The organism is Antarctobacter heliothermus, from assembly GCF_900188425.1.
Taxonomy (GTDB): Bacteria; Pseudomonadota; Alphaproteobacteria; order Rhodobacterales; family Rhodobacteraceae; genus Antarctobacter; species Antarctobacter heliothermus.
Genome location: NZ_FZON01000082.1, coordinates 1 through 13,847, shown reverse-complemented (window position 1 = coordinate 13,847; position 13,847 = coordinate 1). Strand labels below are relative to the sequence as shown.

Sequence of the window (13,847 nt, the reverse complement as noted above, 5' to 3'; positions counted from 1 at the left end):
GACCCTACACTGGCTGGAAGTGTTATCCCATCGCTTGATGAGGGGGGAAGCCCATGATATTTCACGTCCCAGACATGAGTTGCAGCCATTGTACTGCAGCGATTACCAAGGAAATTGCGGCTCTCGACCCGGCGGCAAAAGTTACGCCCGACCTGACCAACCGAACGGTGGATGTCGAGACGGCGCAAACAGACGATGCCGTCGCCCAGGCGATCAAAACTGCAGGGTACGATTCCACGCGGGTCTGATCTTACTCCTGCGCCGTGCGCGCCTCCTGCGCCAACCGGATCATCTGATCCGCCTCGATAACACCTGGAACCAGCGCATCGCCGATCACGAAGGACGGCGTTCCGTTGAATCCGAGCGCTCGGCTCAACTCCATGGACGCGGCAATATGCGCATCGATCTTGGGGGACTGCATATCGAGACGCAGCGTCGTGATATCAAGTCCGACTTCTTCGGCAACCCGTATCACTGAGATTTCCTCTGCCCGGCCCTGCATGCCCATGAGCGCCCAGTGGAATTCCTCGTATTTTCCCTGTTCGCGTGAAGCTAGTGCGGCCCGCGCCGCAAATACCGACCCATCTCCAAGAATTGGCCACTCTCGATAAACGAGTCGCACGTTCGGATCTTCTTCAAGCAGTGTCTCGATATGCGGCTTCACGCGCCGGCAATAGGGGCAATTGTAGTCGAAGAACTCGACCACCGTCACATCTCCGTCCATATTCCCCAAGACAGGAGCATTGGGATCGTTTTCCAGAAAATCACGGTTGTCCGACAGCACCGATTTCGCGGCCGCAGCTTGGCGCTGCTGCTCCCGCTGTTCGATGATCTGAACTGCCTCGAGTACGATTTCGGGATTCTCGCGAATGGCCTCCAGAACCAGTTCCTTGACCCGGTCTTCGCTCAGTTCGCCCGCGTGAACGGTAAGTGGCACCATCAGCGCGAACGCCATGGCAACTATATGTGCGATCTTCATGTCAATCCTCCCTTGAGCGCGTCTCGTCCTTCGTGCGCTCGGTTTGCATTTTCTGGATCCGCTCGGGCCAAGTCGATTTGATGTATCCGAGAATGTTCCATATCTCCTGGTCGGTCAGCCGATCTGCAAATCCTGGCATGCCGCTGTCGAACTCCATACCTTGAGCCGCCAACACCTCACGGCCCCCGAGCTTGGTATACCCAAACAAAAGCTGATCGCTGTGGTGCCAAGTATGCCCGGTCTCATCATGTGGGGGCCCGGGAAGACGGCCGTCCTCTCTCGGACTTTGCCAGTTTTCCTGGCCTTCAAGATTGGCGCCATGGCAGGCTGCGCAAGTCTCGGCATAAAGATCCTGACCAACGACAATATCGACGTTGTTCGGCATTGCGCCGCTCTCGGCATCGGCTGCGGCTTCGGCCCCGAGATAGGCTCCCGTCACGAGTACAGCCAGCATGCCAACTCCAAGGGTTGCCGCCAGCCCCTTCATGCCACGTCAACCCAGGTCATCATGCCCGATCTGGCGTGTGACAGCATATGGCAATGCAGCAGCCATTTCCCGGGGTTGTTCGCGACATATGCGATCTCGCGCACCTCGCCACGATCGAGAAGCGTGGTATCTCTAAAGGCACCGAGGCTCCCGTTGGGTTCTATCTCATGGAAGTGCATTCCATGGAGATGCATCGCATGCGGAAAGGAGGTATCATTGGTGATCTTCAGCCGAACGGTCTCACCAAGCGACAAGTCCGCCAAGGGCGGGCCATCCATACCCCCGACAGCCCCATTGAAGGCCCAGAAATTTCCAGCCTGCATCATGTCGCGCATCGATGACATCTGACCGTCCATCGTGGCCCCGCGCATGCCACCCATCGCCCCGCCTTCCATAAGCAATGCGAGGTTTCTTGCCGACGCCAGATCAGGCTTGGTATAAGCGTTGGGCGGCAAAGGTTTAGGGTTCTCTCGCCGTGCGCTTGATCCCTCGCCGGTTACCTCAAAAGCCACCTGAGAGAAACTTTCGTTCCGGTCGAGCTGTACGATATGGCCTGCACTGCCTGTCTCTGCTGTCACATCAACGATCAGGTCAATGCGTTGCGCCGGGGCCAATAGCAAGAGACCGTCAACCGACTTCGGCTGAGCCAAAGGCATACCGTCCAAGGCGACGATCCAACCTTCAAGCCCGTCCAGTCCCAATTGAAACACCCGTGCATTGGCAGCATTGATCAATCTCAGCCGGAGCCGGTCATGGCGCTTCACATTCCGCGTGAGATTGTAAGTGCCGTTTGTGGTGATGTAATTTCCCATGCGCCCCGCATGGCTGAGGTCGTGCATGGCGCCGAATGTGTTCGCGATCTGCGCCGTTTCGGGGTCGACAAGCCAGTCGTCGAGGATCAGGACCTCTTCGTGATCGATGTCGATGGCGCTGCGTTCTTCGACAATGAGCGCGCCGTGAAGGCCACGCGCGACCTGCTCAAACGAGCGATTGTGCGCATGATACCAGTAGGTGCCGGCGTCTGGCAAAATAAAGCCATAGTCAAAGCTCTCACCGGGCTGAATAGGGTCCTGCGTCAGACCCGCAACACCATCCATTGCGTTATCAATGCGGATTCCGTGCCAATGGGTGGAGGTCGGGTCGGGCAAGTCGTTGAAGACACGCCGCTGGACCTGCGTGCCTTGCACCGCGCGAATTTCTGGGCCGGGGGCACTGCCCTCGAACCCCCAAATTTGTGTCTGCCCGTACTTTTCGGGCAAGAGCTGGATTTCGTTGACGCGGGCGCGCAATTCATCGAACCCGGCAGCATAGACTTTTGGCGTGCCGAGTGTCGCCAACGCGGTGCCGGAGGCGATGAAGTGTCTGCGGGTCAGTTTCAGTGGCATTGTGTTAGCTCAATTCTCGGTTAGATCGTTGTCCATGATATACGTCGCTATGGCGATTAGGTCTGCGTCGCTCAGAAACGCCGTCCCGTCGTTCACCACTTCCGCCATGCTGCCGCCAAAGACATCGCCTTCGGGCGTGATGCCAGTGCGTAAGGCATAGGCCAGGCTGTCGGCGTCCCAATCGGCAGCCTGAAGATCGGCGGAAAGGATGGACGGTGCCCGTTTTCCGCCTGGCAATCTGTCGTTGCCGGCGAAGATCCGGTCAGCGATCCGCGCGCCAGCGAAATTTCGATCGGTGTGACAGGCTCCGCAATGCGCAGCACCCCGCACCAGCCACTTTCCGCGGTTCCAGTTGTCGCTTCGCCCTTCAACAGGTTGCGTGTCTGGTTCCGACAAGTATGCGGCCCGCCACAGTTTCAGGCCCCAACGCTGGTCGAAGGGAAAACGGGCCTCGTGCGGCGGCGAAGGCTCCGGAACAGCAGGAACAGTCTGAAAGGCGGCCCAGAGATCGGAAATATCCTTATCGCTGAAACGGGCGTAAAATGGGTAAGTAAATGTGGGATAATAGGGCTCACCCTCCGGCGAGACCCCCTGCCGCACGGCGCGGGCGAAATCGGAAATGGTCCAGTTTCCCATCCCGTGGTCGGGATCGGTCGTCAGATTCGGAGGGTAGAAGGTGCCGAAATCCGTCTCAAGTGGTGCGCCCCCTGCAAGCGGCGCGCCACCCGTTTCGAAATCGCTGTGGCAGGCGATGCATCCCGATGCGCGCGCCAGATAGGCGCCACGATCCACCTCTCCGTCGAGTGTGATTTCGGGCGTTTCAACACCTATGGGCCAGGCCATCAGGCCCGCGACACTCGCGACGCCTAGAACGCCAACAAGCAGGATTGCATGTCGGAGACGCGTCACGCGCTAGTTAACCTCGGCCCTGAATTTCTGATGACAAGCCGAACAGGTTTGCGTCACCGCCATGAACCCGGCGTTGACGGGCATTTCCGCCAGCATGTCTGCGGTCATCATCTGTCCCGGTGTGCCGCCGACCATGCCTTTCCCCGTGCCCATCATTCCCTGATCGGCACCCATCATTGCCTGGCCAGTGCCCATCATTCCCTGGCCGGTTCCCATCTTACCGCCGCCAGACATGTCACCGGGTGTGGCAAGGCCGTTATCTGCGGCCCGCTTCATACCCGCTGCACTGTTTCCCAAGACCTCAGCCAAAGCGGCGAATTCTTCCCACTCCTCCCAGATCGTATCGAGAGCCACAGAAGGCTTGCCGTTCGATCCCTCGGGGAATAAACTGGTCATCGAGGAGCCAGCATGACCGATCATCGTGTCAGCCGCAGCGCGCACAACCTCCGGGTCATAAGCTGTTTGGCCTCGCATCATCGGCGTCAAAACTTTCATTGCGTCGCCCATCTCCCCCATTGCGTCCATTCGCTCCTTCATCACACCGGTGGCACCGGAATGGGCGAGTGCAGCCAATCCGAAGGATGCCATAGCCATTGCGGAGATCCAAATTTTCAAACCCATATCAGTTTCCTCCTGTAAGGCATTTCAATTGATCCCGTTTGCGCGCTGCAGTTCGCGCACATAGGCCACGATCATTTTCACGTCGCCGTCGGTCAAGCCCTCTACAGGGGGCATATTTCCAAATCGCCAGTGATGCGCCCGGACCCCATTCTTGGCGGCCAGAAGAAATGATGCGTCACCATGATGGTTGGGTTCATAGATCTTATGCACCAACGGTGGTGCGGCCCCGTCTTGCCCAGCCGCATTTGCACCGTGGCAGGCCGCGCATTTGGCGTCGAAGGCCAATTTTCCAAGCTTTGCATTTACTGAAAGTGTTTCTGGTACCGCGACTTCGACCAATGCTGCGCCAGTGGGTCCCGTGCCGTTTACACTGGGCGTCACTCCGCTACCATTTGTTCCCGTCCACCAGAAACCAATACCTAGAACTGCCGCAATGGCGACCGCGATGATCGCATAGCGCCCAATCAAATCAATTTGACCTTCGTGCCAACGGGGACGCGATCAAACACCTCTTCTATGTGCTCATTGAAAAGGCCGATGCACCCATTGGATGAACGACGGCCAATCTTGCGGGTGTCCTGTGTGCCGTGAATTCGGTAATACTGCCAGGACAGGTAAAGGGCTCTCGTCCCGAGGGGGTTGGCTGGATCGCCGCCCTGGACTCTGGCGGGCCATTCAGGGTTGCGCTCGCGCATGGAGGGCGTCGGAGCCCAGCTGGGGTTCTTTCGCTTTTCCACAACTTCTGTGTACCCACGCCGCGTCAATTCCTCTGACAAGGGGACAGACGTTGGGTAGAGCCGTATCTCGCCGTCTGCCGCCCAATGCTGAAGCACCATTGAACCGGTATCCGAAATAATCAGACCGACACCAAGCGTTTCAAAATGATCCTGCCACGCGTGCATGCGTAAGGCAGAAACATTGCGCCGCACCGTGCCCGTTGTTTGGGCTCTGGCCAGGGACGGTGCGAAAATCATCGTTGCCCCAAGTCCGTGTGCGAAATCTCGCCGCGTTAGGGAACGTCGGTTTCGTACCTGCATGAGCCTACCTCTATTCAGTGTCTAACACTTGTTTTATAACGAACTTCATCGATTTACGAAACGTATCGAGGCCCGGATTTTTGTAAGGATATGTATCAACGTCGGCTTACATCGGATCTGCTCAAGCCTTGTGGGGGAGAACTTTGGGAGAGCCGTCTTGGTCCAACGCCTCGGGCGCCCGTGGCTTGAAAGCCCTTCCGGGAGCAAGCGGCAAAGCAACATGTGCGCGCAGCCCGCCCTTGGTACGATTGGACAAGGTGATCGTACCACCATGCGCGAGAACGATGCTGCGGGCGATTGACAGGCCCAACCCATGCCCCCCTGTTTTCATAGAGCGCGACTGTTCAAGTCGAAGATAGGGTTGAAACACCTCTCCAATCCGATCTACAGGGATCCCGGGTCCAGAGTCGTCGATGAAAACATCGACGGTATCGTCCGAAACCTGCCAAGAAAGTTCGGGGCTGCGTCCATAGCGGTGGGCGTTCTCGACAAGATTGCGCAGCGCTCTGCGCATGGCTTTGGGTTTGATCTGGACCATCACTTTTGGCCCGCGTTTCATGCCGATTTTCGCAGGCATACTTCCCTGAATATCAGAAAGAAATCCTTTTATTTCAATATTTTGTATCTGTTCGTCTTGTCCAACGCCCCGCGCATAAGCGAGTGTTGCTTCGACCATATCCTGCATCTCTTCCAGAGATGCCGAAATGCCTTCCTTCGTTTCTGTGTCTTCGACCATCTCAGCACGCACACGCAGAGCCGTGAGCGGCGTTTTAAGATCATGGGCCAGTGCGGCCAACATTTCAGTCCGATCAGTGACAAACCGCGCCAATCGGGCCTGCATGTTATTGAATGCCGTTGTCATGTCTCGAACTTCCTGTGGACCAACTGGTGTAAGCGATTCCTGCCCGCCACCGCGGCCCAGTTCCTCAGCGGCCAAGGCAAGCTCGTTCAACGGACGTGTCAAGCGTGTCAGGAGGAACCAAAAGATAGCCAACAACAGTACAGCAGTTGACAGAACAAAGGACAACGTTGACGACCAGGACCATTGAATCGGTGGCCGCTCAAACCGTGTGCCAACATTCAGCCAGCGGCCCCCGGCGATTGCGATGGACAATTCCATCTCGATCGCGGACAGCGTTCCCTGCATCATCTCGACATGCATCGCAGCCATTTCCGGCGAGAGATTCGGCAGCGGCAAAAGCCCCTGCTCGATTTCGTGTACCTCGACACGGATATCCCTGCTGTAGCCATCGTTCAGCAGCGCTCGTATTCGGGCTTCCACATCCCCGTTCTTATCATGATGCGTATGTCTAACGGCAGGGGTGTCTGAGAGGTCGAAGCGCACGAGCGGTGAGTTCGCGGCGGCAATGATCCCGTCCTGCAATTCAGTAGGAGCGTCTTCAATCAGTCGCGCCACATTCGCCGCGCGTCCAGCAGCCTCGGTCCCGATTGCGGCTTGAACCGCGAGCGAACGTTCATCGACAAAGATCCAAAGCCCCGCTATCTGAGCCACAAACAGAACAGATACGACCAAAATTGCGATCTGCGTTCGAAACCCCATTCGCATCACGGGTTGGTTTCCACATCGCAGTTCAGGCAATAGCCGCCATTCCGAACAGTCGAAATAATTCGTGGCCGCAACACATCAGGTTCGATTTTTCGCCGAAGCCGCGACACCTGATTGTCGATTGTTCGGTCCAATGGCCCCGCAGAGCGCCCAGCGCTCAATTCAAGAAGATTGTCCCGGCTGATCACGGTACGTGGACGTTCCAGAAAGACCAAGAGCAGTTTAGCTTCCGCTGTTGTCAGTGTCGCTGTCGTGCCATCGGGGGCAATCACGTGACCAGCATCATGGTCGAATGTAATCCCAGAAAACCTCACCTGCTTGCCCGCGAAGCTCCCTCCGTGAGGGGGCGCCGCCTCACCCGCACGACGCAGAATCGCATTGATCCGTGCCAACAGCTCACGTGGATTAAACGGTTTGGCAAGGTAGTCGTCCGCGCCCGTGTCCAGTCCCTTGATCCGGTCGTCGTCTTCACCAAGTGCGGTCAACATCAGGATCGGTGTCATTTGTTCGTCACGCCGCAGTCTGGCACAGGCGTCAAGACCGTCCTCTCCTGGCATCATGATGTCGAGAACGATCAAATCGATAGCGTATTGTGTCAGTCGCGCGTCCATTTCCGTTGTGTCCCCGGCTCCCGTCGCACGCAGTCCGTTTTTCTCGAGGAAACGGGTGATCGACCGCCTGATTTCTGCGTGGTCATCAACGACAAGGATATGGGGCGGCGCTGACATCGTTAGTCTTTCCGGGCGAAAGTCGCGCGGCGCATCGCAAGTGTATCTCCGGCATCAACCGGCTGGGTCCAGACGACATAGATGTCGCGGTCGAGCTTTGCGAGTTTGGGGAAATTGATGGACGCGCCTGCGATGTTGATCGCCAGCGTTTCGCGCGCAGTGCAACCCGCGCCTTGCTGAACGCGGCAGAGCATCAAAGCCTCGCCGGTGTCGCTCCATTCAACCCATGAAACAATCGCGGTGCCGTCCTCCAGCATCTCGAGGTCAACACGGCCAACCGGACTACCCAAATCGATCCTCGCAGTATCTTCGAAACTGATACCGGCGTCGTTTGAGAATGCCACATTGACCACCGCTGTCTCCTGCGCGCCAGTGAACCAGGCCACCGCGACACTGTTTCCCTCCGCGGAGATTGCGGGCCCATTGACTGGACAGCCCGCCAATTCCCATCCGTCGCGATGTACCGAAACTGGTGGATGCCATTTTCCGTCTTCGAGACGGGCCACAGAGATATCCCGGATTTCACCATCCGTGCGGTCTCGATAGGCCGCCAGGATTGCTCCGCTTGCCGTTGATGTGATGCTGGTTTGGCAGCAAGAGCATGTTTGAAGGTCCACCCAGACGTCCGGTCCTGTGATGCCGTTATCTGTGAGCGTTGTTGCCCGCAATTGCATCGCATCCGGAAAACCCGATCCCGTTTCGGCATCGCGTCCATAAGCGCGGCCGTCGAGCCAAATCACTGTCAATTCGTCCGGTCCGACGGGCACCATCGAGGCAAATCCATGCTGCGCCAGTGTGCGGTCGTCGTGAGGTATCAGCGGGTCCGTCCAGGACACGCCGCCATCCGCAGACAGCGCAATCTCTATCTGGTAGTCAAAGCTCGACGGACCAATTTCGCGGAGCCAATGGACGGCGATGGTTCCGTTTGCGAAAACGGCGATGCCAGGATGGTCAGCCCAATTAACGAAGAGGTCTGCGGACTGATAGACAATGCGTGGTTCTGACCACTGCTGATCATCGCGGATTGCCATCATAACGACAGTCTGATCTAGGCTGCGCTCCATCCAGCTTAGATACAATCTGCCGTCATGCTGGGCGATCGACGGCTCATGTGCATCAGGGCCGACTGGCAGGGCAACTTCCTCGATGAAATCGAAAAGAGGCGGGGCGGTTTGCGCGAACGCGGCCTGCCATCCTGACACGCTGATGATCGTGGCAAAGAGCATGAACATCCCCGCCAGCAAACCGGGCTCCGTTTGACCGATCTCCACGGCTAAGCGTCGGACCAATGTTGGATCTATTTTGTCGTGTTTCATAAGGCTAAGAGTAGGTTGATCTTTCCAGAAAGACCCTAACTTCCTTTGTCGCAAATTGTATCAATGGGCCACAAGTGTATTGACCTTCCAGTTGCTGGAGGCATCACATACTGATGCATGAGAAAATTCGTCACAAACTCTTCTGCGCAAAAGGTCCGCGACGATGGGCGCGAATCCGAGTGGTGCATGCCAAAATGCGTTTTCGATGGCCTGGACGCCGCTGGGTTTCCCGCGTCCCTCTACACGGAGTGAGGAATGGCAAAGCGTCTTTTTCTACTGGTGGGTTTAACGTTGCTGGTCTTGGCCTTTGCAGGTCCAGACCTTCTCGGCCCAGAAATGAAGCGTCTGGAACGTGAGGACCTACGGAACTGGATCGACGCGGCCGGACTGCTCGGCCCTGCTCTGGTCGTCGCGCTGATGACGATTGCGATCGTCGCTAGCCCCTTGCCCTCGGCACCTATCGCGCTGGCCGCCGGAGCCGCCTACGGACATACGTTCGGTACGCTTCTTGTGGTCCTTGGCGCGGAACTTGGCGCGCTTGCCGCTTTCTTGCTCGCGCGCGGGCTGGGACGTCCCTTTGTCGAACGCCGTGTCAGCGGCAGGATGGGTCAAGGCCTCCTGGGGTCGCAAAACATTCTGACATTGCTGGTTTTCGGAAGCAGGCTGCTACCGTTTCTGTCGTTCGACATGATCAGCTACGCGGCGGGTCTCAGCAAGCTGCATCTGTGGCGGTTCGCGTTGGCGACCCTAGCCGGGATCATTCCGGCGAGCTTCCTCCTCGCGCATCTGGGCAGCGAAGCCATGAATGGAGACTTGCAGACCGCCACTTGGACAGCTCTTGCTCTGGGTGGATTCACGGCCCTGTCAGTTCTTTTTGTCGTCTGGCGCGAACGCCGCACCCTAAGAAAGCAACGCTGACATGGCCGCTCATTCTCACGCCGGGTCCATGCCCACATCCGGCGAGGCTCTGGTGATTTCCGCTCGGCTCACTTGCATACTTCATAATCGAACTGGCTGTAGGGCTCTGGACGGGCTCGATCGCGGTCCTGTCGGATGCGTTTCACACATTGTCGGCAGTCAGAGGCGTGCTCGTGGCGATTATCGCGCAACGGATCGCACGGCGTCCGGCGGACATGGAGCGCAGTTACGGGTGGTATCGCGCCGAGATCATTGGTGCATTGGTGAATGGGGGCTTTCTTCTCGGTATGGCTCTTCTGGTGATTTGGATGGGCGCCATGCGGCCGGGCGACCCGATCCACTTGCCCACAGGACCCATGCTCTGGGTAGCCTTCGGCGGTCTAGTACGGAGGTGATCTCGCACGGCCTCATGTGGAAATCCAGCCGGGACGATCTGAATACCCGCAGTGCGCTCTGGCACATCATTCAGACCTTTGTCGGCAGCCTGCTGATCATCGTGACCGCGCTCGTCATCGAGTTTACCGGATTTCTGGCGATCGACCCGATACTCGGCATAGCATTCGGAGTAGTTTTGCTTTGGGCCTCTGTCGGAGTCATTCGAGAGGCGGTGCATATACTCCTGGAAGGGACACCCGAGGACCTGGATCTCGAGGACGTGACGGCGGATTTACGTGGGCAGGACGGCGTTTTGGATGTGCACCATGTCCATGCTTGGACACTGACCAGCGACAAGCATGTTTTCTCGGCTCATGTCCGCCATGCCGAGCCCGCCGATGCAGCGCGCATACTCGAAACAGCATACGGTTACTTGACAGGCCACCACGGCTTTCACGTGGTGACTCTACAGCTCGAAACCGCCTGCCTTGACGAAGCGCGTGCGCGCGATCTGGATGTGACCCGGTCAGGCGGGCCAGAGGCACACCGCGGGGCGCCGGATCACAGTAAGCATCCGGCGTAGACCGCAGCTGTGCGGCCTTGACGTTTTCCTATGCGGTCTTCCAGCTCCACGTTAGCCGCGCATGGACGCGTGATAAGGGCATGTCTGGTAGTCGCTTGAGGATTTCTGCGAGCTAGGCTTGGGGGTCGACGTCCTTCATTTTTGCCGTGACATCAGGGTGTTCATGCGGACTGCCGTCTGCATCGCGGTGGGGCGCAACAGCCGGATGCCGTCGATCAGCGAGCGCAGATCACGGGTGTCCAGCGCGGCTTCGTCGCCGTCGAGGCCGGTATCGGCAAGCGCAGGTTTGGGACGCGTCAACATGGCCTGGAATTTGAGCTAGGATATGCGGATAAGGCACTGCACCGCTCGGGTTGCTGTCTCAGGATCATTTCCTTCGGTAGAAATTTCATCACACAGGACTGCAAGTTTGACGGCGGCGCGGTGGACACCGCGACTCACGGCCCTGATCATCTTGTTTGGAAACATCTCCGGTAGATCAGATCTGCCTTCCAGTGTCTTGAGGTCGGAAGCGCCAACTGGCAAAATCCCACAACATTGCCTTTAGATTGAACCATGATAACACTCCGTGCCCTGTGGCGAGGCGAACTGCCACTCGATGAAGCTTTCTGGACGTGGCTAGTGACCATCGGCCTCGTCATCAACGTGGCTTCCAGCTTGCTGTTTCTGACGCTGATCGCGGTGGACAAGCCTAGGGCGGCACTGCTTGTTGGATACGCCCTTTCGGTCCCTTATAATTTTCTGGCTGTCGTTGGTGTTTGGCGCTCGGCTGCTCGTTATCAAGGTCCAAGCCTACACGCGGACCTTGCGCGCGGGGCGAGTCTGGTTGTGATGGCCATATTAAGTCTGACGTGATGATCGCGATTCTAACTGCGTGTCTCGAGTGCTTGGTCAAGTGTTTGGCTGGCGGTATTCCCCACGTAGGCGCGGGCCCCTTGACCGATCTTGGCGCAACAAAAGGCCGAGTTCACAGCAGTGCAGTCGCCGTCCTTCCCCTTAAAACTGCCCTGAATCTCGGCGGTATCGCCCGCGGTCTGTGGCGCCACGGTCAACAGCCAGCGCACTGGTGCCTCAAAAACATGATCGCCGCTATTCTCGCCGAAAGAGCTGCGGATTTCTATCGAACCGTTCAGCACGAGGCGTCCGCGCATGCGTGCCGTGGCGTTGGCGTTGATCTTGTGGAGCGCGCCGCACCGCCGAAGTAGGTGTCCGTCGATCGAAGGACGAGAGGGCAGTGTCGCGGGTCTTTTATCCAATTACGGCCTGTTCACACCGCGATCTTGCTCAGGTGCAACAAGTCGCCCCCTTTCTGGAAAAGACTTTCCGCAAGGATGGGGCACAATCCAGGCATGGATCGGGGTCGATCCACCGCTTTTTGACACAGTTAACTGGAACTGGTGGGCCGGATGTGCGGTGGGCTGTCGAGGCATGCGGTGCTTCCAGGCCATTCCTCTGGCCCGGCTTTTCCATGTGGGTTGAGGCCGAGATCACGAGAAGGCGCCCGCGGCGCCTTCAGGACGTGCGATTTGCGGCCGGTGCATCTGTCAAAACCTGGCGACCAGTTCTGCGAGTCCGGTTGGGGCGTCTGGCCACTTCGGATCGGCCCCGGACGATGCCGCGGCACGATGCGCGCTTAGCGTTTCGGCGATCCAGCGTCTTGATGCACGGAACACCGCGATCTCGGCGCGCGAGAGATCGCCTGCGATTGCCGCCCCGACCAGGTTCATCTGGGTCCGATCGTCAAAGATCGCTGCGATGCGGCGTCTGGCTTCGGCTTTTAGCGCAAGACGACGGTCTTTCTGTTTACGGGCCGTCCGACCCTCTGCCTTTTGCGCCTTCGCAAAATCAATATTGGTCATCACGTGTTCTCCTCATCACTACCCGCCATGACGTCGAACGCGGGAAGCAGGATCTTACCATCCGGCACGTCCGAAAGTGGCAGCGGAAACCTCGCCTCCTCTGGCGCATGCGCGCCGATGGGCAGGACAAGAGAGATCTGCAGGACCCCAGTGATGCGCGTCACCGGCCCCGCGAAGAGGTCCGACGCGATGGCCTCTGAGGGCAGCACATCGCCGTCCTGCAGGGGGCTAAAATCGAATGCCTCGCCGTTGAGCGCCAGCACATCGCCGGATTTGACTGCGACCAGCGGCGTGTCTCGGCGCTGCGGCACCAAAGTGATGTTCATGGAAAGCTCCTCCTCAGAACCAGCGGCCCAAGGCGACGCCCAGCAAAGGGACCGTGTCGCCGGATACAAATGTGACGCTGCCCGATGCCCAGGCCTGCGCGGAAACGGCCGACGCTGTATTGGTGCCGGAGACTGGCTGGACGTCGCCGCGACCGACCCCGCTGGCCGGACCGCTCGCGCCCCAGGCGCCGCCGTCGAGGGTGAGCGTGACCGCAGTGGGTGGCGCGACGAAAGCCGCCGGGCAAGTCCAGGTGACAGCGCAGTGGTCAGCGTCGACATAGGAAGCGACGAGGCCCTGGCGCGTGCAAATCTGCGTGCCGTCGGCAAAGCGGGTGTAGTCGCCGTTGGCGTTGCTGCCGCGTTCGATGATGGCCCCGGTGGGCACACCCCCAGTTTGGCTGACCGGGCCGAGGATATTGTCCGTCGCGACCACGGTCTGCCAGGCATCCCAAGTGACACCGGCCTTGTTTCGGAATTTGAGCTGGGGGGAGAGGGTGCCGTATTGCACGGCGATCTGCCAAAGGTAGCCGCTGGCATCGCCCAAAGTGCCATTGCCGGTGATCAACCCGTAGGCGCCGTTCAGGGTGGGAAACGGGTTGTCGCCGGCTGGCGGCGAGGCGGATGCCCCGCCGTAGCCGAAGAAGAACCCGGCCAGGCCATGCGCATCCAGATCCGAGACATTTGGCCCTGCGTCCAGACCCAGCCCGAAGGCGCCGACGCGTAAAAGCCGCTCGGTGGTCGCGTCCAGCGCGTCGGA

Annotated in this window: 18 protein-coding genes and 1 pseudogene; 5 read left to right on the top strand and 14 right to left on the bottom strand. The window is 58.6% G+C overall.

All coding sequences use genetic code 11. The features are described from left to right. The first annotated feature begins 53 nt into the window (after positions 1-53). Positions 54-248 carry a heavy-metal-associated domain-containing protein gene (locus CHB90_RS23805; RefSeq protein ID WP_089280245.1) on the top strand — a complete coding sequence of 65 codons (195 nt, stop codon included), beginning with the start codon at positions 54-56 and terminating at the stop codon, positions 246-248. Positions 249-250: 2 nt separating this feature from the next. Here CHB90_RS23805 and CHB90_RS23800 read toward each other — a convergent pair whose 3' ends face one another. The 10 genes from CHB90_RS23800 to CHB90_RS23755 form a co-directional block, all read right to left on the bottom strand. After that, positions 251-979 (bottom strand): DsbA family protein, encoded by a 729-nt coding sequence (locus tag CHB90_RS23800; protein WP_089280244.1) that lies wholly within the window; start codon positions 977-979, stop codon positions 251-253. 1 nt (position 980) lies between these two features. Beyond that, positions 981-1,433 (bottom strand): c-type cytochrome, encoded by a 453-nt coding sequence (locus CHB90_RS23795; RefSeq protein ID WP_425426657.1) that lies wholly within the window; start codon positions 1,431-1,433, stop codon positions 981-983. A 29-nt stretch (positions 1,434-1,462) separates the two neighbouring features. Further along, positions 1,463-2,851, bottom strand: coding sequence for a multicopper oxidase family protein (locus tag CHB90_RS23790; protein WP_089280242.1), 1,389 nt, complete (start codon positions 2,849-2,851; stop codon positions 1,463-1,465). 9 nt (positions 2,852-2,860) lie between these two features. Next, positions 2,861-3,694, bottom strand: coding sequence for a c-type cytochrome (locus tag CHB90_RS23785; protein WP_245823357.1), 834 nt, complete (start codon positions 3,692-3,694; stop codon positions 2,861-2,863). A gap of 69 nt (positions 3,695-3,763) precedes the next feature. Beyond that, positions 3,764-4,381 carry a c-type cytochrome gene (locus CHB90_RS23780; protein WP_089280240.1) on the bottom strand — a complete coding sequence of 206 codons (618 nt, stop codon included), beginning with the start codon at positions 4,379-4,381 and terminating at the stop codon, positions 3,764-3,766. A 24-nt stretch (positions 4,382-4,405) separates the two neighbouring features. Next, a complete protein-coding gene (locus CHB90_RS23775; RefSeq protein WP_245823358.1) occupies positions 4,406-4,762 on the bottom strand; it encodes a c-type cytochrome in 357 nt (118 codons plus the stop codon). Between the two features lie 83 nt (positions 4,763-4,845). Continuing rightward, positions 4,846-5,418 (bottom strand): L,D-transpeptidase, encoded by a 573-nt coding sequence (locus CHB90_RS23770; protein WP_089280238.1) that lies wholly within the window; start codon positions 5,416-5,418, stop codon positions 4,846-4,848. 121 nt (positions 5,419-5,539) lie between these two features. After that, complete coding sequence (locus CHB90_RS23765; RefSeq protein WP_089280237.1) at positions 5,540-6,985, bottom strand: ATP-binding protein; 1,446 nt, start codon at positions 6,983-6,985, stop codon at positions 5,540-5,542. Beyond that, the gene (locus CHB90_RS23760) at positions 6,985-7,713 is read right to left on the bottom strand and encodes a response regulator (protein ID WP_089280236.1); all 729 of its coding nucleotides are present in this window, start codon (positions 7,711-7,713) and stop codon (positions 6,985-6,987) included. Before CHB90_RS23760 ends, CHB90_RS23765 begins: the two co-directional genes overlap by 1 nt. Positions 7,714-7,715: 2 nt before the next feature. Continuing rightward, positions 7,716-8,939, bottom strand: a complete 1,224-nt coding sequence (locus tag CHB90_RS23755) for a sialidase family protein (RefSeq protein WP_089280246.1) — start codon at positions 8,937-8,939, stop codon at positions 7,716-7,718. 345 nt (positions 8,940-9,284) lie between these two features. Here CHB90_RS23755 and CHB90_RS23750 point away from each other — a divergent pair, with 345 nt between their 5' ends. The 3 genes from CHB90_RS23750 to CHB90_RS27490 all read left to right on the top strand — a co-directional run bounded on the left by CHB90_RS23750 (position 9,285) and on the right by CHB90_RS27490 (position 10,905). Further along, a complete protein-coding gene (locus CHB90_RS23750) occupies positions 9,285-9,947 on the top strand; it encodes a TVP38/TMEM64 family protein (RefSeq protein ID WP_089280235.1) in 663 nt (220 codons plus the stop codon). 83 nt (positions 9,948-10,030) lie between these two features. After that, positions 10,031-10,342: a cation diffusion facilitator family transporter gene (locus CHB90_RS27495; protein WP_342744988.1), complete on the top strand. Its 312-nt coding sequence runs from the start codon at positions 10,031-10,033 to the stop codon at positions 10,340-10,342. Between the two features lie 14 nt (positions 10,343-10,356). Then, positions 10,357-10,905 (top strand): cation diffusion facilitator family transporter, encoded by a 549-nt coding sequence (locus tag CHB90_RS27490; RefSeq protein WP_342744987.1) that lies wholly within the window; start codon positions 10,357-10,359, stop codon positions 10,903-10,905. Between the two features lie 135 nt (positions 10,906-11,040). Here the strand turns inward: CHB90_RS27490 and CHB90_RS27610 are convergent, their stop codons facing one another. Further along, positions 11,041-11,208, bottom strand: a complete 168-nt coding sequence (locus CHB90_RS27610) for a DUF6127 family protein (RefSeq protein ID WP_170941174.1) — start codon at positions 11,206-11,208, stop codon at positions 11,041-11,043. 632 nt (positions 11,209-11,840) lie between these two features. Here CHB90_RS27610 and CHB90_RS26675 point away from each other — a divergent pair. Continuing rightward, positions 11,841-12,110, top strand: coding sequence for a hypothetical protein (locus CHB90_RS26675; RefSeq protein ID WP_170941173.1), 270 nt, complete (start codon positions 11,841-11,843; stop codon positions 12,108-12,110). A gap of 339 nt (positions 12,111-12,449) precedes the next feature. On the opposite strand, the gene CHB90_RS23730 is transcribed toward CHB90_RS26675, so the two are convergent. The 3 genes and pseudogenes from CHB90_RS23730 to CHB90_RS27165 all read right to left on the bottom strand — a co-directional run. Further along, on the bottom strand, positions 12,450-12,764 hold the full coding sequence (locus CHB90_RS23730; protein ID WP_089280233.1) for a hypothetical protein: 315 nt from the start codon (positions 12,762-12,764) through the stop codon (positions 12,450-12,452). Further along, positions 12,764-13,090 (bottom strand): hypothetical protein, encoded by a 327-nt coding sequence (locus CHB90_RS23725; RefSeq protein WP_089280232.1) that lies wholly within the window; start codon positions 13,088-13,090, stop codon positions 12,764-12,766. Before CHB90_RS23725 ends, CHB90_RS23730 begins: the two co-directional genes overlap by 1 nt. Before the next feature lie 13 nt (positions 13,091-13,103). Beyond that, positions 13,104-13,847: pseudogene (locus CHB90_RS27165) on the bottom strand (hypothetical protein); the annotation flags it as partial.

Bases quoted from the DNA above. Each gene is read 5' to 3' on its own strand.
- CHB90_RS23805 (WP_089280245.1), top strand. From the start codon at position 54: ATGATATTTCACGTCCCAGACATGAGTTGCAGCCATTGTACTGCAGCG.
- CHB90_RS23800 (WP_089280244.1), bottom strand. From the start codon at position 979: ATGAAGATCGCACATATAGTTGCCATGGCGTTCGCGCTGATGGTGCCA.
- CHB90_RS23795 (WP_425426657.1), bottom strand. From the start codon at position 1,433: ATGCTGGCTGTACTCGTGACGGGAGCCTATCTCGGGGCCGAAGCCGCA.
- CHB90_RS23790 (WP_089280242.1), bottom strand. From the start codon at position 2,851: ATGCCACTGAAACTGACCCGCAGACACTTCATCGCCTCCGGCACCGCG.
- CHB90_RS23785 (WP_245823357.1), bottom strand. From the start codon at position 3,694: ATGGCCTGGCCCATAGGTGTTGAAACGCCCGAAATCACACTCGACGGA.
- CHB90_RS23780 (WP_089280240.1), bottom strand. From the start codon at position 4,381: ATGGGTTTGAAAATTTGGATCTCCGCAATGGCTATGGCATCCTTCGGA.
- CHB90_RS23770 (WP_089280238.1), bottom strand. From the start codon at position 5,418: ATGCAGGTACGAAACCGACGTTCCCTAACGCGGCGAGATTTCGCACAC.
- CHB90_RS23765 (WP_089280237.1), bottom strand. From the start codon at position 6,985: ATGCGAATGGGGTTTCGAACGCAGATCGCAATTTTGGTCGTATCTGTT.
- CHB90_RS23760 (WP_089280236.1), bottom strand. From the start codon at position 7,713: ATGTCAGCGCCGCCCCATATCCTTGTCGTTGATGACCACGCAGAAATC.
- CHB90_RS23755 (WP_089280246.1), bottom strand. From the start codon at position 8,939: ATGCTCTTTGCCACGATCATCAGCGTGTCAGGATGGCAGGCCGCGTTC.
- CHB90_RS23750 (WP_089280235.1), top strand. From the start codon at position 9,285: ATGGCAAAGCGTCTTTTTCTACTGGTGGGTTTAACGTTGCTGGTCTTG.
- CHB90_RS27490 (WP_342744987.1), top strand. From the start codon at position 10,357: ATGTGGAAATCCAGCCGGGACGATCTGAATACCCGCAGTGCGCTCTGG.
- CHB90_RS27610 (WP_170941174.1), bottom strand. From the start codon at position 11,208: ATGTTGACGCGTCCCAAACCTGCGCTTGCCGATACCGGCCTCGACGGC.
- CHB90_RS23730 (WP_089280233.1), bottom strand. From the start codon at position 12,764: ATGACCAATATTGATTTTGCGAAGGCGCAAAAGGCAGAGGGTCGGACG.
- CHB90_RS23725 (WP_089280232.1), bottom strand. From the start codon at position 13,090: ATGAACATCACTTTGGTGCCGCAGCGCCGAGACACGCCGCTGGTCGCA.